This window comes from Nitrosomonas sp., assembly GCF_024282095.1.
Lineage (GTDB): Bacteria > Pseudomonadota > Gammaproteobacteria > Burkholderiales > Nitrosomonadaceae > Nitrosomonas.
This window is the reverse complement of record NZ_JAMWZS010000046.1, coordinates 1-21,167: the sequence shown is the minus strand read 5'-3', so window position 1 is coordinate 21,167 and position 21,167 is coordinate 1. Positions and strand designations below refer to the sequence as shown.

The following is a 21,167-nucleotide window of genomic DNA, read 5'->3' as shown; positions in this document are numbered from 1 at the left end:
TGGCGCCCTGAACACGAATCGAACGTGCGACCTACCCCTTAGGAGGGGGTTGCTCTATCCACTGAGCTACCAGGGCACATTCGGTATTTTACGCTAATATCACACCATGCATAAACCTGATCAGCCGAATCCCTTAAATCCAGTTGTTTCAAAAAAATTGCCCAAAACGGTGGTTTTTCTTGGATTGGTCAGTTTCTTCAATGACTTTGCTTCGGATATTGTCGTGCCGCTGATTCCGATATTATTAGCGACTGTGCTGGCGGCCGGGCCGATTGCGCTGGGATTGATCGAGGGGGTTGCGGATGCTTTGGCTTGTTTTCTGAAATTATGGTCGGGGCGGCATTCCGATGTGATGAGCGGGCGGCGCAAAGGCTTGGCGTTAACGGGTTATACGCTTTCCAATCTGGCGCGGCCATTGCTCGGACTGGCGGGTTCGTGGGTTACGGTATTATTGCTACGCAGTATTGATCGTGTTGGTAAGGGTTTGCGCAGTGCGCCGCGGGATGCGATGGTAGCCGATGCGACGCCGTCACATATGCGCGGTTATGCGTTTGGTTTTCATCGGGCGTTGGATAATGCGGGAGCGGTCGCAGGTGCATTGGCGGCAGCGGCTGTGCTGGCTTGGTCTGATTTAAGCTTGAGTGAAGTGATTCTATGGTCGGCGATTCCCGGTTTTGTCGCAGTGGCGTTGTTGGGTGCAGGCGTCAAGGACGAGAAAAACAGTCAAACTCAACCTGTAGAATTACCGCGAGTGCTTCCACCACTGCGCTGGTCTGCATTGTCTGTGCCGATGCAGCATTACTTATGGGTATTGATGCTGTTCACCTTTGCACGTGCTTCTGAAACTTTCATTTTGTTATTCGGTCATGAATTAGGTATTGGCGTTGTCGAGCTGCTATTACTTTGGGCGACGCTCAATCTTGCCAAGGCGATTACTTCCACGCAGGGAGGGCAATTGGCGGATCATTTCGGGCGCGGTGCTTTGATTCTGATCGGTTGGTCGGCACTTGCGATAGCGTTTTTAATGTTAAGCCAAGTAACAACCGGCATTGGGCTATGGATGGTGAGTATTTTTTATGGCTTGTTGATGGGCATGAGCGAAGGCGCGGAGCGTGCATTGATCAGCGATTATGCATCGCCCGACGAACATGGCACGGCGTTTGGCTGGTATCATTTGGTGAGTGGCATTGCCGCTATCCCGGCGGGATTGCTGTTTGGGGTGATATGGCATGTATACAGCGCGGCAGCGGCATTTTTATTTGCCAGCCTGTTAGCGCTGTTGGCTACCCTGTTGCTGCGCTTGTGGGCCTGGCCGGTGCGGCATCATACGCATAATAAATAAGGACGGATCAATATCATGGAATGGTTTACGATTATTTTGTCGGTAGTTGCGTTGGGATTCATGTTCTGGTTTTTTTCCAGAAACACACAATCACTGAAGTTGGGTCAATCCGCCCCTGATTTCAAACTGGCCGATCAGCATGGAAAAACACATGCGCTGGCCGATTTTCAAGGAAAATGGCTGGCTTTGTATTTTTATCCAAAAGACGATACACCCGGGTGCACCAAGCAGGCCTGCGCCTTTCGTGACGGCCTTCAGGAGTTGACGGATCTGGGTGCCGAGGTGATTGGCGTGAGTGTCGATGGCACGAGCAGTCATGCCGACTTTGCCAAAAAATATCATCTGCAATTTCCATTGTTGGCAGATACTACCGCGGAAACAGCGGCGCGGTATCATTCCCTGATTAATCTGGGTCTTGTTAAATTTGCCAAGCGCAATACATTTCTGATTGATCCACAAGGAAAAATTGCACGCATGTATTTGTCGGCAAGCGCGGCGCGTAATTCCGCTGAAGTGATTAACGATTTAAAACATTTACAAGCAGTATAACCAGCACGGAATTTCGAAGAATGATGTTCTTTTGACTTCCATCAACAATTGAAAATTTCGTTTCAGACAGCATATAGAGGTTATTATCGAAAGGAGGCAGGATGGCAAATTTTACCGCAGATCAACTCGTGCAGCTTAAAGCTGCATTGCACAAGCGTTATCTGGATTTACAGCAAGAAGTGCGCAACGAACTGGCGCATACCAAGGACATTCATGATTTTGAGTTGGCGGAATATTTGAATAATATACCGGATGATATCGATACGGCACTGGTTGACCGGCAGATTAACGAGATGCGTGAATTGGAAATGTCGATGAAGTATTTGAGCGAATTGGAATTCGGCGATTGTATCGATTGCGGTAATGAGATTGGCTTTGAGCGGTTGCTTGCATATCCGTCAGCACAACGTTGCGTTCCATGTCAGAGCGCGTATGAAAAAGCATTTTTGAAGGAATCGAATCCTTCGTTATAGCCACGAATCATTTCTCTGTTCTCATCGCAATCAACAGTCTGTCAGATTGACTTTAACAAAACCAGGATGGCACCACCGCCGCCATCCTCAGGTCTGGCTTGACAGAAAGCCAGCACATCCGTACGTTGCATCAGCCAATTTCCAACTCGGGCTTTCAAAACCGGCGCGCGGTTTTTTGATGTCAATCCTTTGCCGTGAATGACACGAACGCAGCGAAAATTTTTGTGCACACAGTCATCCAAAAAAACGCTTAATTCCTGCCTGGCTTCATCACGCGTAAAACCATGCAAATCCAGATTGTCCTGGATTCCCCAGTGACCGCGGCGTAACCGCCGTAATGTTTGATGCGACATGCCGGGGCGCACATAAGACCATTCATCGCCCGCCTCAATTTCGACAGCAATATGGTCCGAAAGCGCATCTGCGGATGCGGCTTGTTCCTGATATCTTGCTTTCCTGGGAATCGGCGGGATTTTTGAACCGCTGGAGATTACTTTATCTGAGGCGGGTAGTGGCGCCACATCACGCATTGCCGCGTGAAACAATGCCATTTCGTCACTCTCCTTGTCCCGATCCTTTTCTGACATTAATCCACTAAATCGTTGATTTTATTCAACTTACTTTAAATCATCGAGGTATTTTTCTGCATCCAATGCCGCCATGCAGCCACTGGCAGCACTGGTTACCGCCTGACGGTAGATGTGATCCTGCACATCACCTGCGGCAAATACACCGGGTATGCTGGTAGCTGTCGCATTGCCCTGACCGCCGCTGCGAGTCACAATATAGCCATTTTCCATGTGCAGTTGCCCGGTAAAAATGTCCGTATTGGGTTTATGACCGATCGCGATGAAAACACCCTGCAAATCGATCGTTTGTGTGGAATTATCTTGTATGCTTTTGATGCGCATGCCGGTCACGCCGGATTGATCGCCCAGCACTTCATCCAAGACATGATTCAGTGCCAATTTGATGTTGCCGTTACGAACTTTATCCATCAATTTATCAATCAGAATTTTTTCCGAGCGGAACTGATCACGCCGGTGAACCACCGTTACGCTACGTGCAATATTGGCAAGATAAAGCGCTTCTTCCACTGCAGTATTGCCGCCGCCAATAACAGCAACATCCTGTCCTTTATAGAAAAAACCGTCACAGGTTGCACAACCGGACACGCCCCGCCCCATAAACGCCTCTTCCGAGGGTAAACCCAGATACTGCGCGGAAGCGCCGGTGGCGATAATCAGCGCATCACAGGTATAAGTTCCCTGATCGCCGATTAGCGTGATCGGTTTCTCCGTCAGTTTTGCCGTATGGATATGGTCAAAAATGATTTCAGTAGCAAAACGCTCCGCATGTTTCTGAAATCGCTCCATCAATTCCGGCCCTTGTACGCCCATCGCATCAGCCGGCCAGTTGTCCACATCGGTCGTTGTCATCAACTGCCCGCCCTGCGCTAATCCGGTAATCACGACCGGATTCAGATTAGCGCGCGCCGCGTAGACCGCAGCGGTATAACCCGCCGGTCCGGAGCCCAGGATAAGCAATGAACTGTGTTTGATTGTCATAATTTATTTATGCAGTAAATCGAGAACAATATTGTACTCGTAAATGGGCAAATTGCCTTGCTGGTTTACCTTTTGGGCGATCATGACCGACTGTTCCGCCGCGGATTTATTGCGCAACAATAAATCCGTCTGGTTGAGTGCTTCATTCGGAAAATACATTTGTGTCGTCAATGCACGGTAGCCCTGTCTGGAGATTTTAAAGTGGATGTGCGGCGGCCTGATCCAGGTACTGCTGGCGGGATAAGCGCCGGGCATAACTGTTTTGAAGCGGAACAAACCATTGGTGCCACTTCTGATAATCGCCCAGCCCTGGAAGTTTTCATCCAGCTTTGCCGTGTTGGGATCATGCGGATGACGATAACGACCATTGGTATCCGCCTGCCAAATATCCAACAGTACCTTGTCAATTGGATTCCCGGCGATATCCGTAACCTGACCGCTGACGATGATGTGCTGACCTCGAGCTATACCTGCATGTCCATCGACTTGTGTCAAATCAGCATCTTTATCCCGCTGATCGTTTACCGGATAAAACGGCCCTTCCGTTTCACTGGGAGTCGGCATGATCGCCAACGCTTTACCGAAACTGCTGCTGAAACCCAATGCACCGGCTATGCTGCCCAGCATGCTTAATTTGACCATGCTTCTTCTGGAGATTGCTTTCATAATAATTTTGCTCATATGAAGATTGTTGTCTCATCACCAAGCGGATTGTTAAAGATTGTTGGACATATATTTATGTCATTGATCTGCGTGGCGCGAGACACAATCCTGCTGTCGAAACAACTCATGGACGATTTGGATATTGAAACTCGGTTTCATTCACTCATCGATATCTCTCAATCAATCCGAACCAATCATTAGACTACATAAAACAAGAAATATTAGCATCGATAGGCAAGCTATAACCATTAAACCAATTACGCTTGTTGGGTTGGTTAATGCGACAGAACCTTGGCTGTTGCACTTCGAACTTGAATTCGCGCTTTAGTAAACCACTATTTGGATCAACTGTGGATGCACTCTTATCACTCCTTGCCGATCAACCACATAGTCAGCCCGTCGCCATCGCTACACAGTTACTCAAGTAAAAATGATTTTATCCGAGACGAGATGCAGAAATCCCATTAAGATAATGATTTAATGATGAATAACTTCATCTTGAGAGAGAAATATTCGAACTACCGGAACATTCTGTTGATCCATTCATCCACGTCCATCCTGCAAATCCAGATAAGTTTGGATTCCCTGGTGTAATAAAGAAGTCCATTACGATTTGAGTCGTGCCTCCTACGTCTTCGGAGATATTTCCAAACATTCCCAGTTCCTCATTATCCAGTATGTCACCGATGACAGATCCCCCTGGAAGTTTTATCGTTACCGTATCATTTAATTGATTAATCTCAACAATTCCGTTAATCAGCTTCCTTGGCACGCTGCCGCAGTCAGTTCCTGCACTTGTTTCAATGAACATCCAATTCCCGGAGAGATTTACCGAGAGGGAGAGGATGGAATAATAAAAGCTCTCTATATTGAGTATCCGCTAAAACCCTGGCCATCTCCTCCTGAGAAGCTGCGATATAGAAGGCTGCTCCTTCCCACAAATCGGCAGAAAAACAGTCTGCGTTCCTACATCCAGAGTGCCTATCGACTGTCGGCCAATGTATGGAATCGGCATAACTCGATTATATAGGTTGCACCCGGAAACTTCAATTCCAACTAACGGTTACAGTTGCTCCATCGGAGAATAAGTAGTAGGGTGCTACGGGCGCTGCAATCTATGCGTTGAAATACAAAACAATACCAAATAATTCAGACCGCTAACAAGCTTCATTCATTTCCTCTTTTTGCTTTGTGTTCTATGTGGGATTCTATTTTTTAATCACCTGCTTTTTTATTTATATCACTACCGAAATCCAAATTAGTCATCGCCAACCCGGCGCTGACGTAGCAATCTACACAGTAGCTCCAGCGCCATTGCCATTCGCGTCGTATAACAGCGCTCCCGTCACATTGTTGTAAATGACAAAATCATTATTATCCAGCGCTTTCGTGCCAACCCTGAACTGACCAGCAGCCACAACACCGGCTGTCAGTGCGGTCAATACAGCATTTTCAAGTTGGATGGTGTCATTAGCGACGTTATAGTCAGCGATCGTGTCGATATGACCTGCCGTGGTCAATTTAAAGACATCGTTACCGGTTCCACCGTTAACGTATTCATACTGCCGCCATCAGAATATCATTGCCCGCAGCCACCGCCGTTGAGCGTATCGTTACCGGCCTGCCCGTTTAACTGATTAACCGCATTGTTCAGTGATCACGTTCGCCAGGGCGTTACCCGTACCATTGACAGCCGTTGTGCCCGTCAAAATCAGATTCTCGACATTCTCGGCAGCGTATAAGTCAGTTCGGTACTGACAGTATCAGTACCGGCGTCATTCCGTGACAATGTCGCCCGTATTCTGACAGAATAAGTGTTGGTCCAGTAGTCCGCCGATCATAGTGTACTACGCCAGACCAGCCAGTGAGCGTGTCATCACCGCCTCCACCATTCAGCGTATCGTTGCCTGCTTGACCATGTAATTGATTAGCCGCGCCATTGCCTATGATGACGTTATCCGATCATTGCCTGTGCCATCGACCACCAATGCGCCGATCAAGGTCAGATTCTCGATATTGAGTGGCAATGTGTATGTAATGTTACTGTTGACTTTATCGGTGCCTTCATTCCAGAACTTTAGATTCTGACATCACCAACATTGCCGCCCGACAAAAACGTATCATTACCAACCCGCCGATCATGGTATCCGCACCACCAGCGCCATTGAGCGTATCGCTACCGGCTCCGCCATACAGGGCGTTATTCTGTCCGTTGCCCGTCAAAGTATCGTTGAAATTGCTGCCGATCAGATTATTGATCTGGTCAGAGTATCCGATCCTGCGCCAAGAGGGGTCCTTTGCTGCGTAGTAGTCGCCAAGGAAACTGTGACTGGCGCCGTGGCGAAAGCGTAAGTCACGACTTCCTCGCACAACGTCCGGCAAGCACGTCATTCCCCGCCGTGCTTCACCAGCGGGTACCTGCGTTAAATGCAGTGGCTGCGACGGTCAGAGGGGTGCTGACACTGGATCCGTGCGTGTCAGTGGCTTTCACAATCAGTCATGAGACCCACGATCACTGACGCTCGGTGATCCTGTCAGCACGCCGGTTGTTGCGTCCATCAATATTACCAGGCCAAGGATTGCCATTAGCCAGCGTGGCACTGTAACTTAAAGTATCTCCGGCATCTTCATCACTAAAGGCTGCACTGGGATTGTAACTCCACCCAGCGTGCGGTTTGTACTGCCTGATCGACCAAGGGCGCTATGACGGTTGGGTTGTGATTGACGATGGTGACTTTGATCGTTTGCACGGCGGTATCATAGCCCGTGTTTTTATCCATGGCAGTAAACGTCACCGTGCGATCCGCTGTGCTAGGTGATCCGCTGGCATTATTGAATTGAATTGCCTGCGCCGTGCTTTGCACTAAAGCGTTCGTAGCTGCCGAATTGAAGGTCAATGTCCATGCAGCGCCACCGGTGACAAAGGCAGCATCGGTAGTGCCGATGGCGCAGTAAGTGTTAGCCGTACGAATATTACCCGTGGTATTTAGCCAAATGCCGCCATTATTGACGGTTGGCAGTGGATTATCTCATTGGTGGAAGCGTTGCTGGTAATTTGCACGCGAAGCATGCCGCCGTTCCAGTCGGCATTACCATCCACATCATGGATGGTAATTGTATTTGCTACTACAACAGGTGCTTGTCCAGTAAAGTCAGTGGTTGATCTATCAGAAGTAATAGTTGGTGTAGTGTTGGGTCATTCTGCAATACTGAAACGAATGAATCTGTGTCGTAACCTCAATTGGCTACTGCCAGATCAGTTTGCCATCGTATTAAAATCTCCCTTGCTTATCGAAATGGGAATGTGAACGTCATTACCTACAACATAATCGATTTTAGGATCAAAACCCCGTATTCGCAGCATTACGCAGTAGCACAGAAATTGTGTCCAGACCAGTTTGATACAGCCAAATCGAGCAAACCATCATTATTGAGATCGCCTATCTCGATATCACGGGGGTCACGACCAGTAGCATAATCGACTTCAGGATCAAAACCTGTATTAGTTGCATTACGCAGAAAAACTGCAACTGTATTTGTACCGTCAGCTTTGACATTAGCCATCACCATTGAAATCGCCCGTGCTAATTGTATCGGCATAGTCAACTTGAGGATCCCGGTATTTCACCAAATAATAAGAAAATGACGTGTATGTAATGTTACTGTTGACTTTATCGGTGCCTTCATTCAGGAACTCGGTGCTGACATCACCGACATTGTTCACAACAAACGTATCATTACCCAACCCGCCGATCATGGTATCCGCACCACCAGCGCCATTGAGCGTATCGCTACCGGCTCCGCCATCCAGGGCGTTTTCTGTCCGTTGCCCGTCAAAGTATCGTTGAAATTGCTGCCAATCAGATTATTGATATTGGTCAGAGTATCCAATCCTGCGCCGAGGGTATTTTGCTGCGTAGTAGTCGCCAAGGAAACTGTGACTGGCGCCGTGGCGAAAGCATAAGTCACGGTATCGTTCGACACAGTACCAGCAAGCACATCATTGCCCGCCGTGCTAACCAGCAATTTACCTGCGTTAAATGCAGTGGCTGCGACGGTCAGAGGGGTGCTGACACTGGATCCGTGCGTGTCAGTCGCTTTCACAATCAGTGCATAAGACCCGCGATCACTGACACTCGGTGATCCTGTCAGCACGCCGGTTGTTGCGTCCATCAATATCCAGGCAGGCAAAGGATTGCCATTAGCCAGCGTGGCACTGTAACTTAAAGTATCTCCGGCATCTTCATCACTAAAGGCTGCACTGGGATTGTAACTCCACCCCAGCGTGCCGGTTTGTACTGCCTGATCGACCAAGGGCGCTATGACGGTTGGGTTGTGATTGACGATGGTGACTTTGATCGTTTGCACGGCGGTATCATAGCCCGTGTTTTTATCCATGGCAGTAAACGTCACCGTGCGATCCGCTGTGCTAGGTGATCCGCTGGCATTATTGAATTGAATTGCCTGCGCCGTGCTTTGCACTAAAGCATTCGTAGCTGCCGAATTGAAGGTCAATGTCCATGCAGCGCCACCGGTGACAAAGGCAGCATCGGTAGTGCCGATGGCCGTGGTGTTAGCCATCAGAATATTACCCGTGGTATTTAGCCAAATGCCGCCATTATTGGCGGTTGGCAGTAATAAATTATCATTGGTGGAAGCGTTGCTGGTAATTTGCACGCGGAGCATGCCGCCGTTCCAGTCGGCATTACCATCCACATCATGGATGGTAATTGTATTTGCTACTACAACAGGTGCTTGTCCAGTAAAGTCAGTGGTTGATCTATCAGAAGTAATAGTTGGTGTAGTGTTAGAATCATTCTGCAATACTGAAACGAATGAATCTGTGTAGTAACCTAGATTGGCTACTGCCAGATCAAGTTTGCCATCGCTATTAAAATCTCCCTTGCTTATCGAAATGGGAATGTGAACGTCATTACCTACAACATAATCGATTTTAGGATCAAAACCCGTATTCGCAGCATTACGCAGTAGCACAGAAATTGTGTGTCCAGACCAGTTTGATACAGCCAAATCGAGCAAACCATCATTATTGAGATCGCCTATCTCAATATCACGGGGGTCACGACCAGTAGCATAATCGACTTCAGGATCAAAACCTGTATTAGTTGCATTACGCAGAAAAACTGCAACTGTATTTGTACCGTCAGCTTTGACATTAGCCGTGGCTAAATCAAGTTTGCCATCACCATTAAAATCCCCTGTACAGATATCATAGGGCGTCTTATATGTAAATGATCCATAATCGACTTTAGTATCAAAGCCGGTATTCTCGGCATTACGCATAAAAACCGAAACTGTGCCATTTACACTGTAGAGGTCATAGGAAGCCGCAGCCAAATCGATCTTGCCATCGCCATTAAAATCTCCCGTGCTAATCGCTAGATTAGCTGCTGACATACCCAGATCCAAGACAGTTTTTGGGTCAAAATCAAAATTAGAGGCACTATGAAGCAATACTGAAATTGAACCAGGATCCCTTGAAACAGTACCTGCACCAAGGGCCAGATCAAGTTTGCCATCGCCATTGAAGTCGGCTGCACTAATGCTAGTAGGATAAGTGCCTGCTGCATAATCGACTTTAGGATCAAAACCTGTATTCTCAGCATTACGCAATAACACAGAAACTTTATTACCTAAATCATTAGCAATAGCTAAATCGAGTTTGCCATCGTTGTTAAAGTCGCCCGCAGTAATTGCAATAGAGCGTTCCCCCACTGCATAATCCACCACCGGAGCAAACGAGAGGTTACCTTTATTATACAAATCTGCCTGATCCCACACCGTGCCATTGGCAAAGGATAGTTGCTCAATGCGGTAATCCGGGCTGCTATACCAGTTGGCAACGGCGAGCTGATCGGTTGCAGTAGCGAATTTAAGAATCAAATCATTGCCGTTGCGCGAAACCGATACATCACCGGGCAATATTCCCGCCCCCAACTGAATTTTATCCACACTGCCCAGCGTCGAATCGTAGTCGTTAATGATGTCCTGACCTGAGCCAACGCTGAATTGATAGGTATCGTTGCCGATACCATAGCCGCCAGCAATACCGCCATTCAATACATCATTACCAACGCCGCCAACCAACATGTCATTGCCCGCACCACCGCTCAAAGTATCGTTGCCGCTACTACCGAACAGGAAGTCATCGCCATTCTTGCCGTCCAGGGTGTTGTCCAGATTATTCCCCAGCAAAAAGTCATTCTGGTCGGTTCCCGCAGATCCCGTTCTAGCCCCGTAATCGTCATAAACAGCCTGTAATGCGGGGGTAATGGGAAGTGAAATGAGATTAGAAATAATCAAATCCGTCCCATCCCAACCCGAATCGCGCAGTTCTTTCCCGGCAAATTTCTCAAAATCAAGCAGATTTGCCATGCCTGCGGCGGCATTGGCGTTAATACCCGCTTGCAAGGCATTCTTGGTCGCGGTGAAGTCTATATAAGCGGCAGTGCTATCCACTGTGAATGTAATCAAATCAAGAAAAGGCTTGAGCCGGGTTTGCATTACCAAGCTGCCGTAGACGGATTCCTTGATGATGTCGTAGCTTTGTTGCAATAGCGTCAGTTGTTCGGTGGCAAGATTGATGTTCACGGCATCTGTGCCGATAGGGACAGGGCGGAAAGTTTGACCGATGAATCGTTCAATAGTGGTCAATTTTTCCATCCAGGCTTGATACGCAGGACTACCGTTAGTAATTCCCGCAAAACTGACGTTGAGCGGGTGACCGTTAAAGGCGCCGGTAAAAGTAGCCTGCATGGTGCTGGTATCCGCCCATGCTTTAACAATCGCATCCAGCTTGGCTTTCTGTCCGCTATACGCCGTGTCGGCGGCAAAACTGGTCAGCAATTGCGTTAATGTGGGTGAGAGCGTGGCTGCTTCGCGCAAATCCCTGATCTGCCCGCTGCCTTGCATGTCCGGCAAACCGGCAACCGCCGTGGTGTCAAGCGGGCTGGCGAAGGTGCGGAAGAAGGTATTTTCAACCAGATCAATGTCACCCAGTAGACTGGTTTCGCCCAATCCGCCCAAACTGCCATCCATCCGGGTGTAAGTACCCAAATCGGCAATGCGGTTGCCGTCCGGCAGTACTTGGCTGTTGATTTGCTTGGTGACGTTGATACTGGCAATGCCCAGTGTATTGAGTGTGAATAATTCTCCGGTATCCGAAACGCCGTTCTGGTTCAGGTTGCGCCATAAGCGCAAGTTGGCAAATTGCGTATCGGCACTACTGATTTTGCCATCTTGATTGCTATCAAGGTCAGCCAGCGCGGCAAACCCATCCACCGCCTTGCCACCGGCAGCCAGCGGCGTGTTGTCGCCGAACAATTCGGCGCCGTTATCAATACTGCCGTTACCATTTCTATCCCGCACCAAGAAGGCATCATCCGCTTTCACCCAGCCGGTAGCTGTTTTAATACCGTCCCCATCATGGTCGAACAGAATGGGATTAGTAGCGTCGATGCCGGTCGTTTCCAGTCCATCGCCGTCAAGATCGAAGGTTAGCGGATCACGGCGCGGAGGAACATATTGTTGGGCTTCCCTCAGTGGCTCAGGTGTTTGGGGATCTTGAGGATCTTTCTCTTTTTTTGTTAACGAGATTCCCATGCCAGGCATGCCGCTGGTTGTTGTTCCTGAGGTATCTGTACTGGGTGGACTGAGGGGTGCCTGAATATTGAGTTGCTGAGCACCTTGAGGACTACTCCCTTGAGAGGCATTCATATAAGCAGTCATGCCATTGGCAGAAGGTTGGTAAAAAACTTTACCATCACTGCTTTTGTAAACATCTGCACCTTTTACGAACGATCCGCCATTGAGTAGAATATTGTCAAAACTAATACGGCCATGACCATCACTGTCTATGATGGTAGTGCTGCTATCTGCAAAATAAGCGTCGTAATCAGCACCACCATTTAAAATCTCTAGCCCTATGTTGTCGTGGCTGATTAATACATCATTGCCATTTCCACCATTAAGAATATCGAATCCGTCGTTGCCGATTAGTAAATCTGCTTGGTTGCCGCCTGTAAGCTTATCATTACCATCACCGCCCAGCATGAAAGCCCCACGATTAAGCGTATCGGTTGCATCGAGAGCATTTAAACCGGCTTGCACATACCAATCGCGCAAGTTTGGAAGAATGCTGTTAATGCTTGCCTGTTCGTTGCTGGAGAAGATTTTTTCAATATAAGTTTTAAAGAAAAGATTATAGCCTTTGGCATTGTTTAACGTGCTTGCTACGTCATTGCGGTCGAATTGAATGCCACCTGGAACATCAGAAAAAAGGATTGGTAATGCATTCCAGTTGGTTTCGGTATAGTACTTTTGCATGGCAAAAGCAATAAGAGTGTCACCTATTAAAGGTGCAGTGAATATCTCAGGTATTCCAGACTCAACAGATGCTCTCCAGGTAAATTCTTTTAAGGTTAAACCATCATTTTGCGCAATTTTCTGTAGATCATGAGTAAAACGGGACAGCATCAAATCGGCTGAAGTAATCACAGGTGCATTACCAAATTCATGGCGAACAAGTCGCTCGATGAAGTTCTCAAGATTTGGAGGGCTTGTGCGATTGTTATACAGATTATCGCTGAAAATCATCGGCAATAAATCGGATAAAACGAATGTAACATCTTGAAATTCTTTATTCGTTAAAAGAGCGATCAGCAAGGCCTGGGAATGTAGAGTTATAGCGGGAAGATCAACTGAACCATGCCCTAGTGGGTCTGATAATGCCGATATACCAATTCTTGAAGAAAATAGATTTATTATTAGCCACTTGGATAAGAATTCATTTTGCACATTAGTATTAGTGATCGCTTGCTCTCTATCATACAAGATACTGTTTATTAATGAACTTCCGCCATTCACAATACTAGATAGAGGGTTAAGCCAATTCTGAATGTTCGCATTTGTAGCATCAGTATCTGGGAACTCATCCTCCAAATAATTTCTTAAGATTACGGCAGATTCGAAACTGACCGCATTGCGAAACGGCGCTTGATCAAACGTTACTGCTGTTTTGTTAAAGTAAACAGCCATTAAAGCAGCTAATCCACCACCCAGTGAATGCCCTGTAAACAGAATATTCGCATCAGGATGTGCTTTTAACGTATTTATGTAATATTTAGCAGCTAATTTTAATTGCTCAGTTACTTTACCAAATAGACCTAAGTTTAGATCTGTTAGTAAGTCCCCACTAAAATCATTATCATTTGTTCCTGCATAAGAAATGACATAATCAGTACCGTTAAAATATGTAGCTGCCTCAAAACCGCTACTTGGGGAATTTGTATCGGCAAAGTAATCCACTTTTGACCAATCATTAGGCATCGGGAGTTGGTTGATGGGATTTCGACTTGCAATGTAAGAAGCTCCTGCCAGGAGCGCATATTCTGTGGTAGTAACCATGTTAATACTGTCCTTGAATGCTGAATGAGGTCGAGAAATTCTCGTAAATAGTTATGAGGATTTTTTATGTAGAGCAGGATCTGGTTATAAACCTAAAACTGCATTTACCTTATAAAGGCGACAGTGATTTGCATCACGCCATCTCGCTCGGTGTCTAATAGAACGACTTCAGAATCAGTGGGTAGTTGTGAGATCAGTGTTTGATAGTTTGAAACATCTGCGTTGATGAAAATGACGCGATTTAACATGCTCTTTTGCTCCCATTAGCACATTGATTTTTATTGGTTTTAGGAGCTGAAGCGTCCAGTGCCTAAAATAGCGTGAGAGCTTATCCCATTTCATAAGCAGTGTCATTAGTCAGACGAAGAATAATGGCCCATGTCAGCGGGTTTTGTGATACGCATGCCAGATCTATGACTTTCATTCAATGAATGAAATATCATTTTATGGTTTAATTATATTTGTCAGTATTCATAATCAACACATTAAGTATAATTGCATTTTCATTACTTCTTAAACCAATTATTTATATTTTTCAATATATTGCATATGCCACAAGAGCAGTTATACCTTATTGGGCGACCACTCAGCGGTGGCGGCGGGCTGACTTTATAACTGATCGGCAGGAGTGATAAGAGTGCATCCACAATTAACCCGAATAGTGGTCACTTATGCTTTATTGCTCGATGCAGTTGTTCGGGAAGAAATTAATTTTTATGTGGATTTGCTTAAACGATCAGGCAGCGACAAGTTGGCGGTGATAAGATAGATTTCAGCAAATTTATAGCGACATTCAAAAAGTGTGCGGCGTTTTGGGAGAAGTTAATATACCCCCTGCGCTTTCTCACCTGTTTTGCCTGGTATCGGCTGCCTCGAAAACGTTTCTCAACGGTCTGTTAGTTCTCAACCGGCTGGTCTGTGCACCAGCCTGTGATGCAATATAACCAGATTTACAATCCGAGTTACGTGCAAGCTCCCTGCAATGGTACTGGGATAGCGCTTCAGAAATCGCCCCATGGCTCGTAATCCACTCTCTTCTTGTCGCATCAACATGATTGTCGCTCGTTCTTCTGCATTCAACTGCTGATACCGCTTTTCTCTTTTTTCATCCCAACACCTTAACCTCTCTTAGGTGTTGAGGTTGACTATTGAGCGCGCCATCCTTAACGCCCAAAAGCATCAGCGAGAAGGGCATTTCGCCACGTCAAGCCCTGGCTATAAATTTCCTGAGAGATATGAGCCGCTTGATCCTTTGTGCTTGAGGGGTCACCAAGGAAACCGCCACTCGCCACCCAGGAATCGTGCGCTTGATCCCACTGATACCCGGCATGCGCATAGATCCCTTTATGGGCGCTGGTGGACCGGATGGCATTGTACTGAACAGCGGAGATCACTAGAGAGGTTTCTGGTGCACGGCCGGCAATCTTCCGGAGTATGGCGGCAGCGGCGATTTTGGCCTCGTCGACCGCGGCATGCCCGCTTTTGGGCACACTGGCGGGTGGGGTAGTTGGCAATGGCAAAAAGGCGGCGTCACCAATCACATAAACATGCGAATAACCAGTAACCGTGGAGGCGAAGGTTTGGGCATTAACTGGGGCGAAAGCCCCCCCTTCCAGTAAAGCTGGAGCGAAATCAAGGTTCGCTTTTTGCGGCGGAATCACATTAGCTGCGTGATAAGGGATATCGCCGTCTTTGGACAATCCGAAGTTAATCGGTAGGTTGGTATGTAGGATTTTGGACTTCAGATTTACCGCGTTTAAAGTCGCACCAGGATAGTACTCGACAGTTTTACCGGCGAAGTAACTGTACTTACTGGGTGTTTGTTGTAAGTGACTTCCGAAACTTTGCAGAGCTGCAACAAAATCATTCTTTTGGGAAACAAAATCGGTATGGCCATCTACCACAATAACCTTACAATTTCGGCTCTGCAAATAATCAGCTACGGCAAAAGCTCGCCCATAGGGTGCTAGGGATCCTTTGTATGAGCCCGAAGGGATCGAGATCACGAAGGTACCGCTATTGGGAATATGATCCAAAGCATTTTTCAGATCCAGCGCTTTGCTGCCTTCCCAAAAGCTCAGTGAGAAATCGCGAGTCTCTCCGGGAATGGAATCCGGTACAGGCCCCATACCCGGCGATAGGATCACATAATCATATTGAGAGGGTGTATGAAGTTTGGGTGGAACACTGAAAGAAACCAGAACTTGTGCTCCTTCCTGTTTAATGCCCGTTACTTTGTTCTGCTGAACATTTATCCCGGAGCTAGCAAGGGCACTATAATTCCGGGTAATACTGCTGAGAGGCTGTGCGCCGGTGATCACCAGGTTGGATTGGATACAAGTGCTATAGCTAGCATCTTTGGTGATCAGATATACATCGACAGCATTTCCGCCCCATAATTTTAAATATCGGGCAGCTGCTGCGCCGCCCATGCCGCCTCCCACTACCAAAATCTTTTTTGGACTAGCGCCCACCACAGCGGCATGGCTCAGTTCTGGCAGCATCGCAACGACTGGTACGGCTGCCGCGAATTTAAAAAAATTACGTCTTTTCATAAGGCTTGCTCCTACGAAATTGTTAGCTTCGGATATCTCAATGGCTACCAGACTTCTGTCCGTGGGCCCTGAGGTATTGGCTAATTTCACTCAATTGTTGATCAGTATAAGTCCTGGCTACCCAATCCATAATGGACTCCGGACGGCTTCGATATTTCATCTCGATCAAGTCTTGATAGTGATTTTCCCCCAGAAGGTTTTCGAAACCTTCGGTACGATTGGTGTCCGTGCCATGACAGGCAGCACAGCTCTCAGCCAATGCAGCGCCGTTGTCGGGCGCAGCAGCATAGGTTTGATGAGGTATAGCGATGACCGCCAGTAACAGGGCTATTGCCAAAGTTTTTACGCGGAGTGATTCGTTTTTCATAAGTATTCTCCAAGTTTGTTGTAGGTTGGCCAAGTTTTACCATCATGGAACTCAATCTTTCTGTTACCAAACCAGCTTGCTTTGAAAATTGGCTCACTATGATCAAGGCTTACAATTAGAGACTTAGAGACCTTAACCCACTGATCCCTTGGCCATCATACTGTCGTCAGAATCAACGGGATCACATGTCCGCACATCGTAACATCCACATTTTCCATCCCTCACTCATCAAAATATTAGGGATACATTTTCATGTGATTTTTTCCCATGATCTATTTTTAAAGTACGTGTGAAAAAATCCCATGTCAAGTATTTTGTGTGACATTCTCCTGCATGATGCGAGCGTTAAATTTCATATGTGATATCTCTATATCTCAAGCACTCTCTTGGTTTAGCCAAAAAAATGTACCTTCAATATTCACTTTTTAAAATTTCCCATTGCTATAACGAAAAACTGTCAAGACTCAATGTCGATAAGGCATTTTCCCCTGAGGTATAAAAATAATGAAATAGACTGCCAATATCCTAGTTGGCAGTCATTACAGCAGCATGTGCGGCATGCTGCACGTCGATCTCATTGATCGCCAATTACTTCCTGATGATTGCCAATAGGTTAATTCTCACAACCTTGGCGATCCCGCGCTAACAATCCCGAAGGGAAAACACCACGACTTACCCTAGCTTATGATTGCTCTCGACCTGATAACGCGAATCGTCTATTCGTAAATTTACGATTCGCGCATTCAGTGAAACGGTTTTCGAGAATTAATGACTGATTTGAGAATAATAAATCAGGGAAATTATTGCGCCAGTTGTTGACATGGGAAAATTTCCCATGTAGTGTAAAAATATGTGGGAATTAATTACACGTTTATGGTGTAACGACTGACCGATGTTAAATTAACTCAAATCATGGAGAAATAGCATGAAAAAGCTATCAACCAGCGTTGCTTCAAATTTAAGCGCTACCTTTCAATCCACTTCAATCCCTAGACAAAAAAAGTTGGTAATTCTGCTGGATTACTGATGATCGTGTGATTTGGTAAAAGAATTCAAACGCAATAAGAAGTAATAGGAAAGCTCAGTTACGCCGCACTCATGGCGAACTAAGATAGGAAAATACTCAATTGTAAGAAATCCATTTCTTACGCCAATCAGCACCACAAGTCATTCAGCAGGACTGAATAGTCACATTCTCAATTCACGCTGAATCATTAAATCAATAACCGATGTAAGAAATCCATTTCTTACATTCATCAGCATCACATCTTATTCGGCAGGACTGAATAGCCACATTGCCAGTTCATGCTGAATCAGTAGCAGATAAGGAGGAAATTATGGAAATTTTTATGAGGAACACACACATCTTTTTTTTACAAATTCTTGTGATATTTTTTGCGCTGAATCTCGGGATACTATCCCAAAATGTCATGGCGCAAGATGACGACGATGACGAAGCAGCTGAAGATTTAGTAATACGAGGTGACAAGACATGCACCGGTTGCCACGATGAAGGCGCCGAATCTGTGCTCGCTATCGGTAAAACCAAGCATGGAACTGTCGCCGATGAGCGTGCGCCCACTTGCACGAGCTGTCATGGCAAGAGTATCCGTCACATGGATAGGCCTGAAAAAGTGCCCATGCCATCACGCACGTTTGGTAAGAATTCAAAAAATCCCGTTGAAGATAGAAACAAAGCCTGTCTGAGCTGTCATCAAGGCGGCAAACAAATGCATTGGATCAGCAGTACGCACGCCAATCGTGATGTCGCTTGCACCTCCTGTCACCAGATACACACCGCGCAAGACAAAGTACGCGACCGCATCACGCAGACGGAAGTATGTTTTTCCTGCCATAAAGAACAACGTGCACAAATCAACCGCCCCTCCCGCCATCCTACCCGGGAAGGAAAAGTGATCTGCTCCGATTGCCATAATCCCCACGGTTCGGTGGGACCCAGCAGTATGGTGCGGGACAGCATCAACGACACCTGCTATACCTGCCATATGGAAAAGCGCGGCCCGTTCGTGCGCAATCACCCGCCGGTTCAGGAAAATTGCGCACTTTGCCACAATCCTCACGGCACGACAGCGCCCAATCTGCTGAGAGTTCGCTCGCCGTTTCTTTGTCAGGAATGTCATGAGCCCAATACGCATCAGGGCAGCCCGGGAACAATCGATGGTTCTTATCGAAGAAATCTCCTGGCCAGGGGTTGTGTCAATTGCCATACCCAGATTCACGGCAGCAACAACCCTGAAAATGTGCGCCTTGAAGATCTGCTGCAGCGCTGATTGGGAGATGAAAAATGAACAAATCAACCAAGAAGTTTATGCAGATCATGTCTGCTTGTTCTCTCTTGCTGGCCGCTGAAGCAGCCCTGTCAACCGAAGATGAGAATCTCAAACGATTAACTAAACCGCAGAGTACGATTAATTTTGGCGCAGGTTACCTGTCGGATGATAATGCCCGTTTTGGCCAATACAGTGGTGTGCGCAATGAAGGTCCTTATGGCCTTTTCAATGTCGACATCACCAAGCGCGATGATAATACCGGCACCTGGCTTAAGTTGCTTGGGCGCAATCTTGGCTTGCAGAATCGCGATGTCCGGTTCGAGCATAATAAGCAAGGTCACTGGAGTTACTTCATTGATTTCAGCCAGACACCCAGATATGAGCCATTCACGGCCGTGACCGCCGTCACAGGCATCGGCGGTGCGCATCTGGATGTACCAACATCCCCCACCACCGGTGAACCGGCGCAACTGAAAACCGAACGTGAAACGATATCCTTCGGAATGAGCCGATTGTTGCCGGGCAATTTTGAATTGCAATTCCATTTCCGTAATGAAGAAAAAGATGGATCAAGAATTTTCGGGCGCGGCAATCGTTTGGGACCACCGCTTCCGAGCATAGTCGGCGGTTATGAATTTTTACCCGAACCCATTAACTATTCAACCCGGCAATTTGGCGGCACCCTGAATTATAACGGTCAGGATTTACAGTTATCCGGCGGGTATTATGGAACCATGTTTGTCAATAAGAACACCGCCTTGCAGACTACCGGCGGCAGCAGTGCAGGTGGAATCTACGCACCGAGCTTATATACGCCGATTGCGCTGCCGCCGGACAATCAGTCGCATCAGTTATTTCTATCCGGCGGGTATAGTTTTAGCCCAACCACCCATGGTACGTTCAAAGCGGCTTATACCCATGCAACGCAGACAGACAGCTTCTTTGCCACGCAATTGCTGGTCCCTGGCGTTGGCAGCAATCTGGGCGGGAAAATTGATACCACATTAATACAAGGCGGAATTACCAGCCGTCCGTTACCCAAATTATCGTTACTGGCGAATGTTCGATTTGAAGATCGCGACGATAACACCCCCGTGCTGTTATACAATCCATTGGCGAGACAGCCGGATCTCAATGGAAATAGCTGGAGCGGACTCAATCACCCGCGCTCATTCAGTACCTTGACGAGTAGATTTGAAGCCAATTACACGTTGCCGATGAATTTTCGTTTGATCGGCGGTGTTGAGTATGAGCATTGGGATCGTCGCTGGCAGCCTACTTTTGTCGGTCATCGCGCCAAAACGGATGAAATCTCCTATCGGGTGGAAATACGGCGCACCTTGGCCGATACCCTGACAGGATCGATTGCCTACATACACAGCAATCGATTTGGATCGCCTTTCATTTCGACGGCGACCGGAACGGGTGATACTTACTTCAACCTGATCGCCCCACTGAATCTTTCTGACCGCAACCGGGACAAGGTACGCTTAGCGCTTAACTGGGAGCCCATTGAACCGCTATCGCTGCAAGTGATGATCGATGAATCAATCGATAATTATGGACATCGCAGCGGCTCAAACCTTGGGTTACGGAATGGTTCCGCACGAAACTATTCGGTGGATGCGGTATATACATTTTCTGAGAACTTGCAAACGATCGCATGGTTCTCACGCAATGAAACCCATATCGATCAAGCTTCAAGAAATTGGAGTTCCGCTGATGGTTCGCGTGAAATCTGGTCTGCCAATCTACAAAATATCGGCACTTCATTTGGAGCTGATATCAATGGGAAACCCACTGAGAAAGTGGAAGTCGGGGCCAGTTTATCGCACTCTTTTATTACTGATAAATTTAACCAGAAAACCAGCGATCCGGAGACATATTCGGTGCCCAATATCTCCACCGAGTTAAGCAATGCAAGACTGTTTGC

21 protein-coding genes and 1 tRNA gene are annotated in these 21,167 nt (G+C 47.0%); 6 read left to right on the top strand and 16 right to left on the bottom strand.

Features of this window, described 5'->3' with window-relative positions; genetic code table 11:
• Positions 1-76 (bottom strand) — tRNA-Arg (locus Q0K92_RS11505).
• A gap of 30 nt (positions 77-106) precedes the next feature.
• Between Q0K92_RS11505 and Q0K92_RS11500 the strand changes: the two genes are divergently transcribed.
• From Q0K92_RS11500 to Q0K92_RS11490, 3 genes are all read left to right on the top strand, one after another.
• On the top strand, positions 107-1,342 hold the full coding sequence (locus tag Q0K92_RS11500; protein ID WP_297325944.1) for an MFS transporter: 1,236 nt from the start codon (positions 107-109) through the stop codon (positions 1,340-1,342).
• Positions 1,343-1,357: 15 nt separating this feature from the next.
• Complete coding sequence (locus Q0K92_RS11495) at positions 1,358-1,891, top strand: peroxiredoxin (protein ID WP_297325943.1); 534 nt, start codon at positions 1,358-1,360, stop codon at positions 1,889-1,891.
• Between the two features lie 101 nt (positions 1,892-1,992).
• Positions 1,993-2,364: a TraR/DksA family transcriptional regulator gene (locus tag Q0K92_RS11490; RefSeq protein ID WP_297325942.1), complete on the top strand. Its 372-nt coding sequence runs from the start codon at positions 1,993-1,995 to the stop codon at positions 2,362-2,364.
• Between the two features lie 41 nt (positions 2,365-2,405).
• Here the strand turns inward: Q0K92_RS11490 and Q0K92_RS11485 are convergent, their stop codons facing one another.
• The 12 genes from Q0K92_RS11485 to Q0K92_RS13120 form a co-directional block, all read right to left on the bottom strand.
• Positions 2,406-2,915 carry a Smr/MutS family protein gene (locus Q0K92_RS11485; RefSeq protein ID WP_297325941.1) on the bottom strand — a complete coding sequence of 170 codons (510 nt, stop codon included), beginning with the start codon at positions 2,913-2,915 and terminating at the stop codon, positions 2,406-2,408.
• A 66-nt stretch (positions 2,916-2,981) separates the two neighbouring features.
• Positions 2,982-3,932, bottom strand: coding sequence for a thioredoxin-disulfide reductase (gene trxB, locus Q0K92_RS11480; RefSeq protein WP_297325940.1), 951 nt, complete (start codon positions 3,930-3,932; stop codon positions 2,982-2,984).
• A 3-nt stretch (positions 3,933-3,935) separates the two neighbouring features.
• Positions 3,936-4,598 carry a protocatechuate 3,4-dioxygenase gene (locus Q0K92_RS11475; protein WP_297325939.1) on the bottom strand — a complete coding sequence of 221 codons (663 nt, stop codon included), beginning with the start codon at positions 4,596-4,598 and terminating at the stop codon, positions 3,936-3,938.
• A gap of 490 nt (positions 4,599-5,088) precedes the next feature.
• Positions 5,089-5,406: a hypothetical protein gene (locus tag Q0K92_RS11470; protein ID WP_297325938.1), complete on the bottom strand. Its 318-nt coding sequence runs from the start codon at positions 5,404-5,406 to the stop codon at positions 5,089-5,091.
• A 481-nt stretch (positions 5,407-5,887) separates the two neighbouring features.
• Positions 5,888-6,115, bottom strand: a complete 228-nt coding sequence (locus Q0K92_RS11465; protein WP_297325937.1) for a hypothetical protein — start codon at positions 6,113-6,115, stop codon at positions 5,888-5,890.
• Positions 6,116-6,338: 223 nt separating this feature from the next.
• Positions 6,339-6,542, bottom strand: coding sequence for a hypothetical protein (locus tag Q0K92_RS13125; protein ID WP_366084379.1), 204 nt, complete (start codon positions 6,540-6,542; stop codon positions 6,339-6,341).
• Between the two features lie 117 nt (positions 6,543-6,659).
• Entirely contained in the window at positions 6,660-6,986 is a 327-nt protein-coding gene (locus tag Q0K92_RS11460) for a hypothetical protein (protein ID WP_297325936.1), read from the bottom strand.
• Between the two features lie 242 nt (positions 6,987-7,228).
• Complete coding sequence (locus Q0K92_RS11455) at positions 7,229-7,492, bottom strand: hypothetical protein (RefSeq protein ID WP_297325935.1); 264 nt, start codon at positions 7,490-7,492, stop codon at positions 7,229-7,231.
• Positions 7,493-7,958: 466 nt separating this feature from the next.
• Positions 7,959-8,195: a VCBS repeat-containing protein gene (locus Q0K92_RS11450; RefSeq protein WP_297325934.1), complete on the bottom strand. Its 237-nt coding sequence runs from the start codon at positions 8,193-8,195 to the stop codon at positions 7,959-7,961.
• Positions 8,152-8,406, bottom strand: a complete 255-nt coding sequence (locus tag Q0K92_RS11445) for a hypothetical protein (protein ID WP_366084377.1) — start codon at positions 8,404-8,406, stop codon at positions 8,152-8,154. The genes Q0K92_RS11450 and Q0K92_RS11445 overlap by 44 nt, the downstream gene beginning before the upstream one ends.
• Complete coding sequence (locus tag Q0K92_RS11440; RefSeq protein ID WP_297325932.1) at positions 8,349-14,021, bottom strand: FG-GAP-like repeat-containing protein; 5,673 nt, start codon at positions 14,019-14,021, stop codon at positions 8,349-8,351. The genes Q0K92_RS11445 and Q0K92_RS11440 overlap by 58 nt, the downstream gene beginning before the upstream one ends.
• 104 nt (positions 14,022-14,125) lie before the next feature.
• Complete coding sequence (locus tag Q0K92_RS13120; protein ID WP_366084372.1) at positions 14,126-14,269, bottom strand: DUF4347 domain-containing protein; 144 nt, start codon at positions 14,267-14,269, stop codon at positions 14,126-14,128.
• 389 nt (positions 14,270-14,658) lie between these two features.
• Between Q0K92_RS13120 and Q0K92_RS11435 the strand changes: the two genes are divergently transcribed.
• Complete coding sequence (locus Q0K92_RS11435; protein WP_297325931.1) at positions 14,659-14,790, top strand: hypothetical protein; 132 nt, start codon at positions 14,659-14,661, stop codon at positions 14,788-14,790.
• Between the two features lie 134 nt (positions 14,791-14,924).
• On the opposite strand, the gene Q0K92_RS13115 is transcribed toward Q0K92_RS11435, so the two are convergent.
• The 3 genes from Q0K92_RS13115 to Q0K92_RS11425 form a co-directional block, all read right to left on the bottom strand.
• Positions 14,925-15,101 (bottom strand): helix-turn-helix domain-containing protein, encoded by a 177-nt coding sequence (locus Q0K92_RS13115; protein WP_366084370.1) that lies wholly within the window; start codon positions 15,099-15,101, stop codon positions 14,925-14,927.
• 83 nt (positions 15,102-15,184) lie between these two features.
• Positions 15,185-16,576 carry an FAD/NAD(P)-binding oxidoreductase gene (locus Q0K92_RS11430; protein WP_297325930.1) on the bottom strand — a complete coding sequence of 464 codons (1,392 nt, stop codon included), beginning with the start codon at positions 16,574-16,576 and terminating at the stop codon, positions 15,185-15,187.
• Between the two features lie 37 nt (positions 16,577-16,613).
• Positions 16,614-16,943: a hypothetical protein gene (locus tag Q0K92_RS11425; RefSeq protein WP_297325929.1), complete on the bottom strand. Its 330-nt coding sequence runs from the start codon at positions 16,941-16,943 to the stop codon at positions 16,614-16,616.
• A gap of 1,337 nt (positions 16,944-18,280) precedes the next feature.
• On the opposite strand from Q0K92_RS11425, the gene Q0K92_RS11420 reads away from it, so the two are divergent.
• Both Q0K92_RS11420 and Q0K92_RS11415 read left to right on the top strand, forming a co-directional pair.
• Entirely contained in the window at positions 18,281-19,234 is a 954-nt protein-coding gene (locus Q0K92_RS11420; protein ID WP_297325928.1) for a DmsE family decaheme c-type cytochrome, read from the top strand.
• Between the two features lie 14 nt (positions 19,235-19,248).
• On the top strand, positions 19,249-21,167 hold a 1,919-nt coding region (locus tag Q0K92_RS11415; protein ID WP_297325927.1), incomplete at its 3' end, for an MtrB/PioB family decaheme-associated outer membrane protein.

Excerpts from the sequence above, each read along its gene's own strand:
- Q0K92_RS11500 (WP_297325944.1), top strand. The coding sequence starts at position 107 with ATGCATAAACCTGATCAGCCGAATCCCTTAAATCCAGTTGTTTCAAAA.
- Q0K92_RS11495 (WP_297325943.1), top strand. The coding sequence starts at position 1,358 with ATGGAATGGTTTACGATTATTTTGTCGGTAGTTGCGTTGGGATTCATG.
- Q0K92_RS11490 (WP_297325942.1), top strand. The coding sequence starts at position 1,993 with ATGGCAAATTTTACCGCAGATCAACTCGTGCAGCTTAAAGCTGCATTG.
- Q0K92_RS11485 (WP_297325941.1), bottom strand. The coding sequence starts at position 2,915 with ATGGCATTGTTTCACGCGGCAATGCGTGATGTGGCGCCACTACCCGCC.
- trxB (WP_297325940.1), bottom strand. The coding sequence starts at position 3,932 with ATGACAATCAAACACAGTTCATTGCTTATCCTGGGCTCCGGACCGGCG.
- Q0K92_RS11475 (WP_297325939.1), bottom strand. The coding sequence starts at position 4,598 with ATGAAAGCAATCTCCAGAAGAAGCATGGTCAAATTAAGCATGCTGGGC.
- Q0K92_RS11470 (WP_297325938.1), bottom strand. The coding sequence starts at position 5,406 with ATGTTCATTGAAACAAGTGCAGGAACTGACTGCGGCAGCGTGCCAAGG.
- Q0K92_RS11460 (WP_297325936.1), bottom strand. The coding sequence starts at position 6,986 with ATGACGTGCTTGCCGGACGTTGTGCGAGGAAGTCGTGACTTACGCTTT.
- Q0K92_RS11450 (WP_297325934.1), bottom strand. The coding sequence starts at position 8,195 with ATGCCGATACAATTAGCACGGGCGATTTCAATGGTGATGGCTAATGTC.
- Q0K92_RS11440 (WP_297325932.1), bottom strand. The coding sequence starts at position 14,021 with ATGGTTACTACCACAGAATATGCGCTCCTGGCAGGAGCTTCTTACATT.
- Q0K92_RS13120 (WP_366084372.1), bottom strand. The coding sequence starts at position 14,269 with ATGTTAAATCGCGTCATTTTCATCAACGCAGATGTTTCAAACTATCAA.
- Q0K92_RS11430 (WP_297325930.1), bottom strand. The coding sequence starts at position 16,576 with ATGAAAAGACGTAATTTTTTTAAATTCGCGGCAGCCGTACCAGTCGTT.
- Q0K92_RS11425 (WP_297325929.1), bottom strand. The coding sequence starts at position 16,943 with ATGAAAAACGAATCACTCCGCGTAAAAACTTTGGCAATAGCCCTGTTA.
- Q0K92_RS11420 (WP_297325928.1), top strand. The coding sequence starts at position 18,281 with ATGGAAATTTTTATGAGGAACACACACATCTTTTTTTTACAAATTCTT.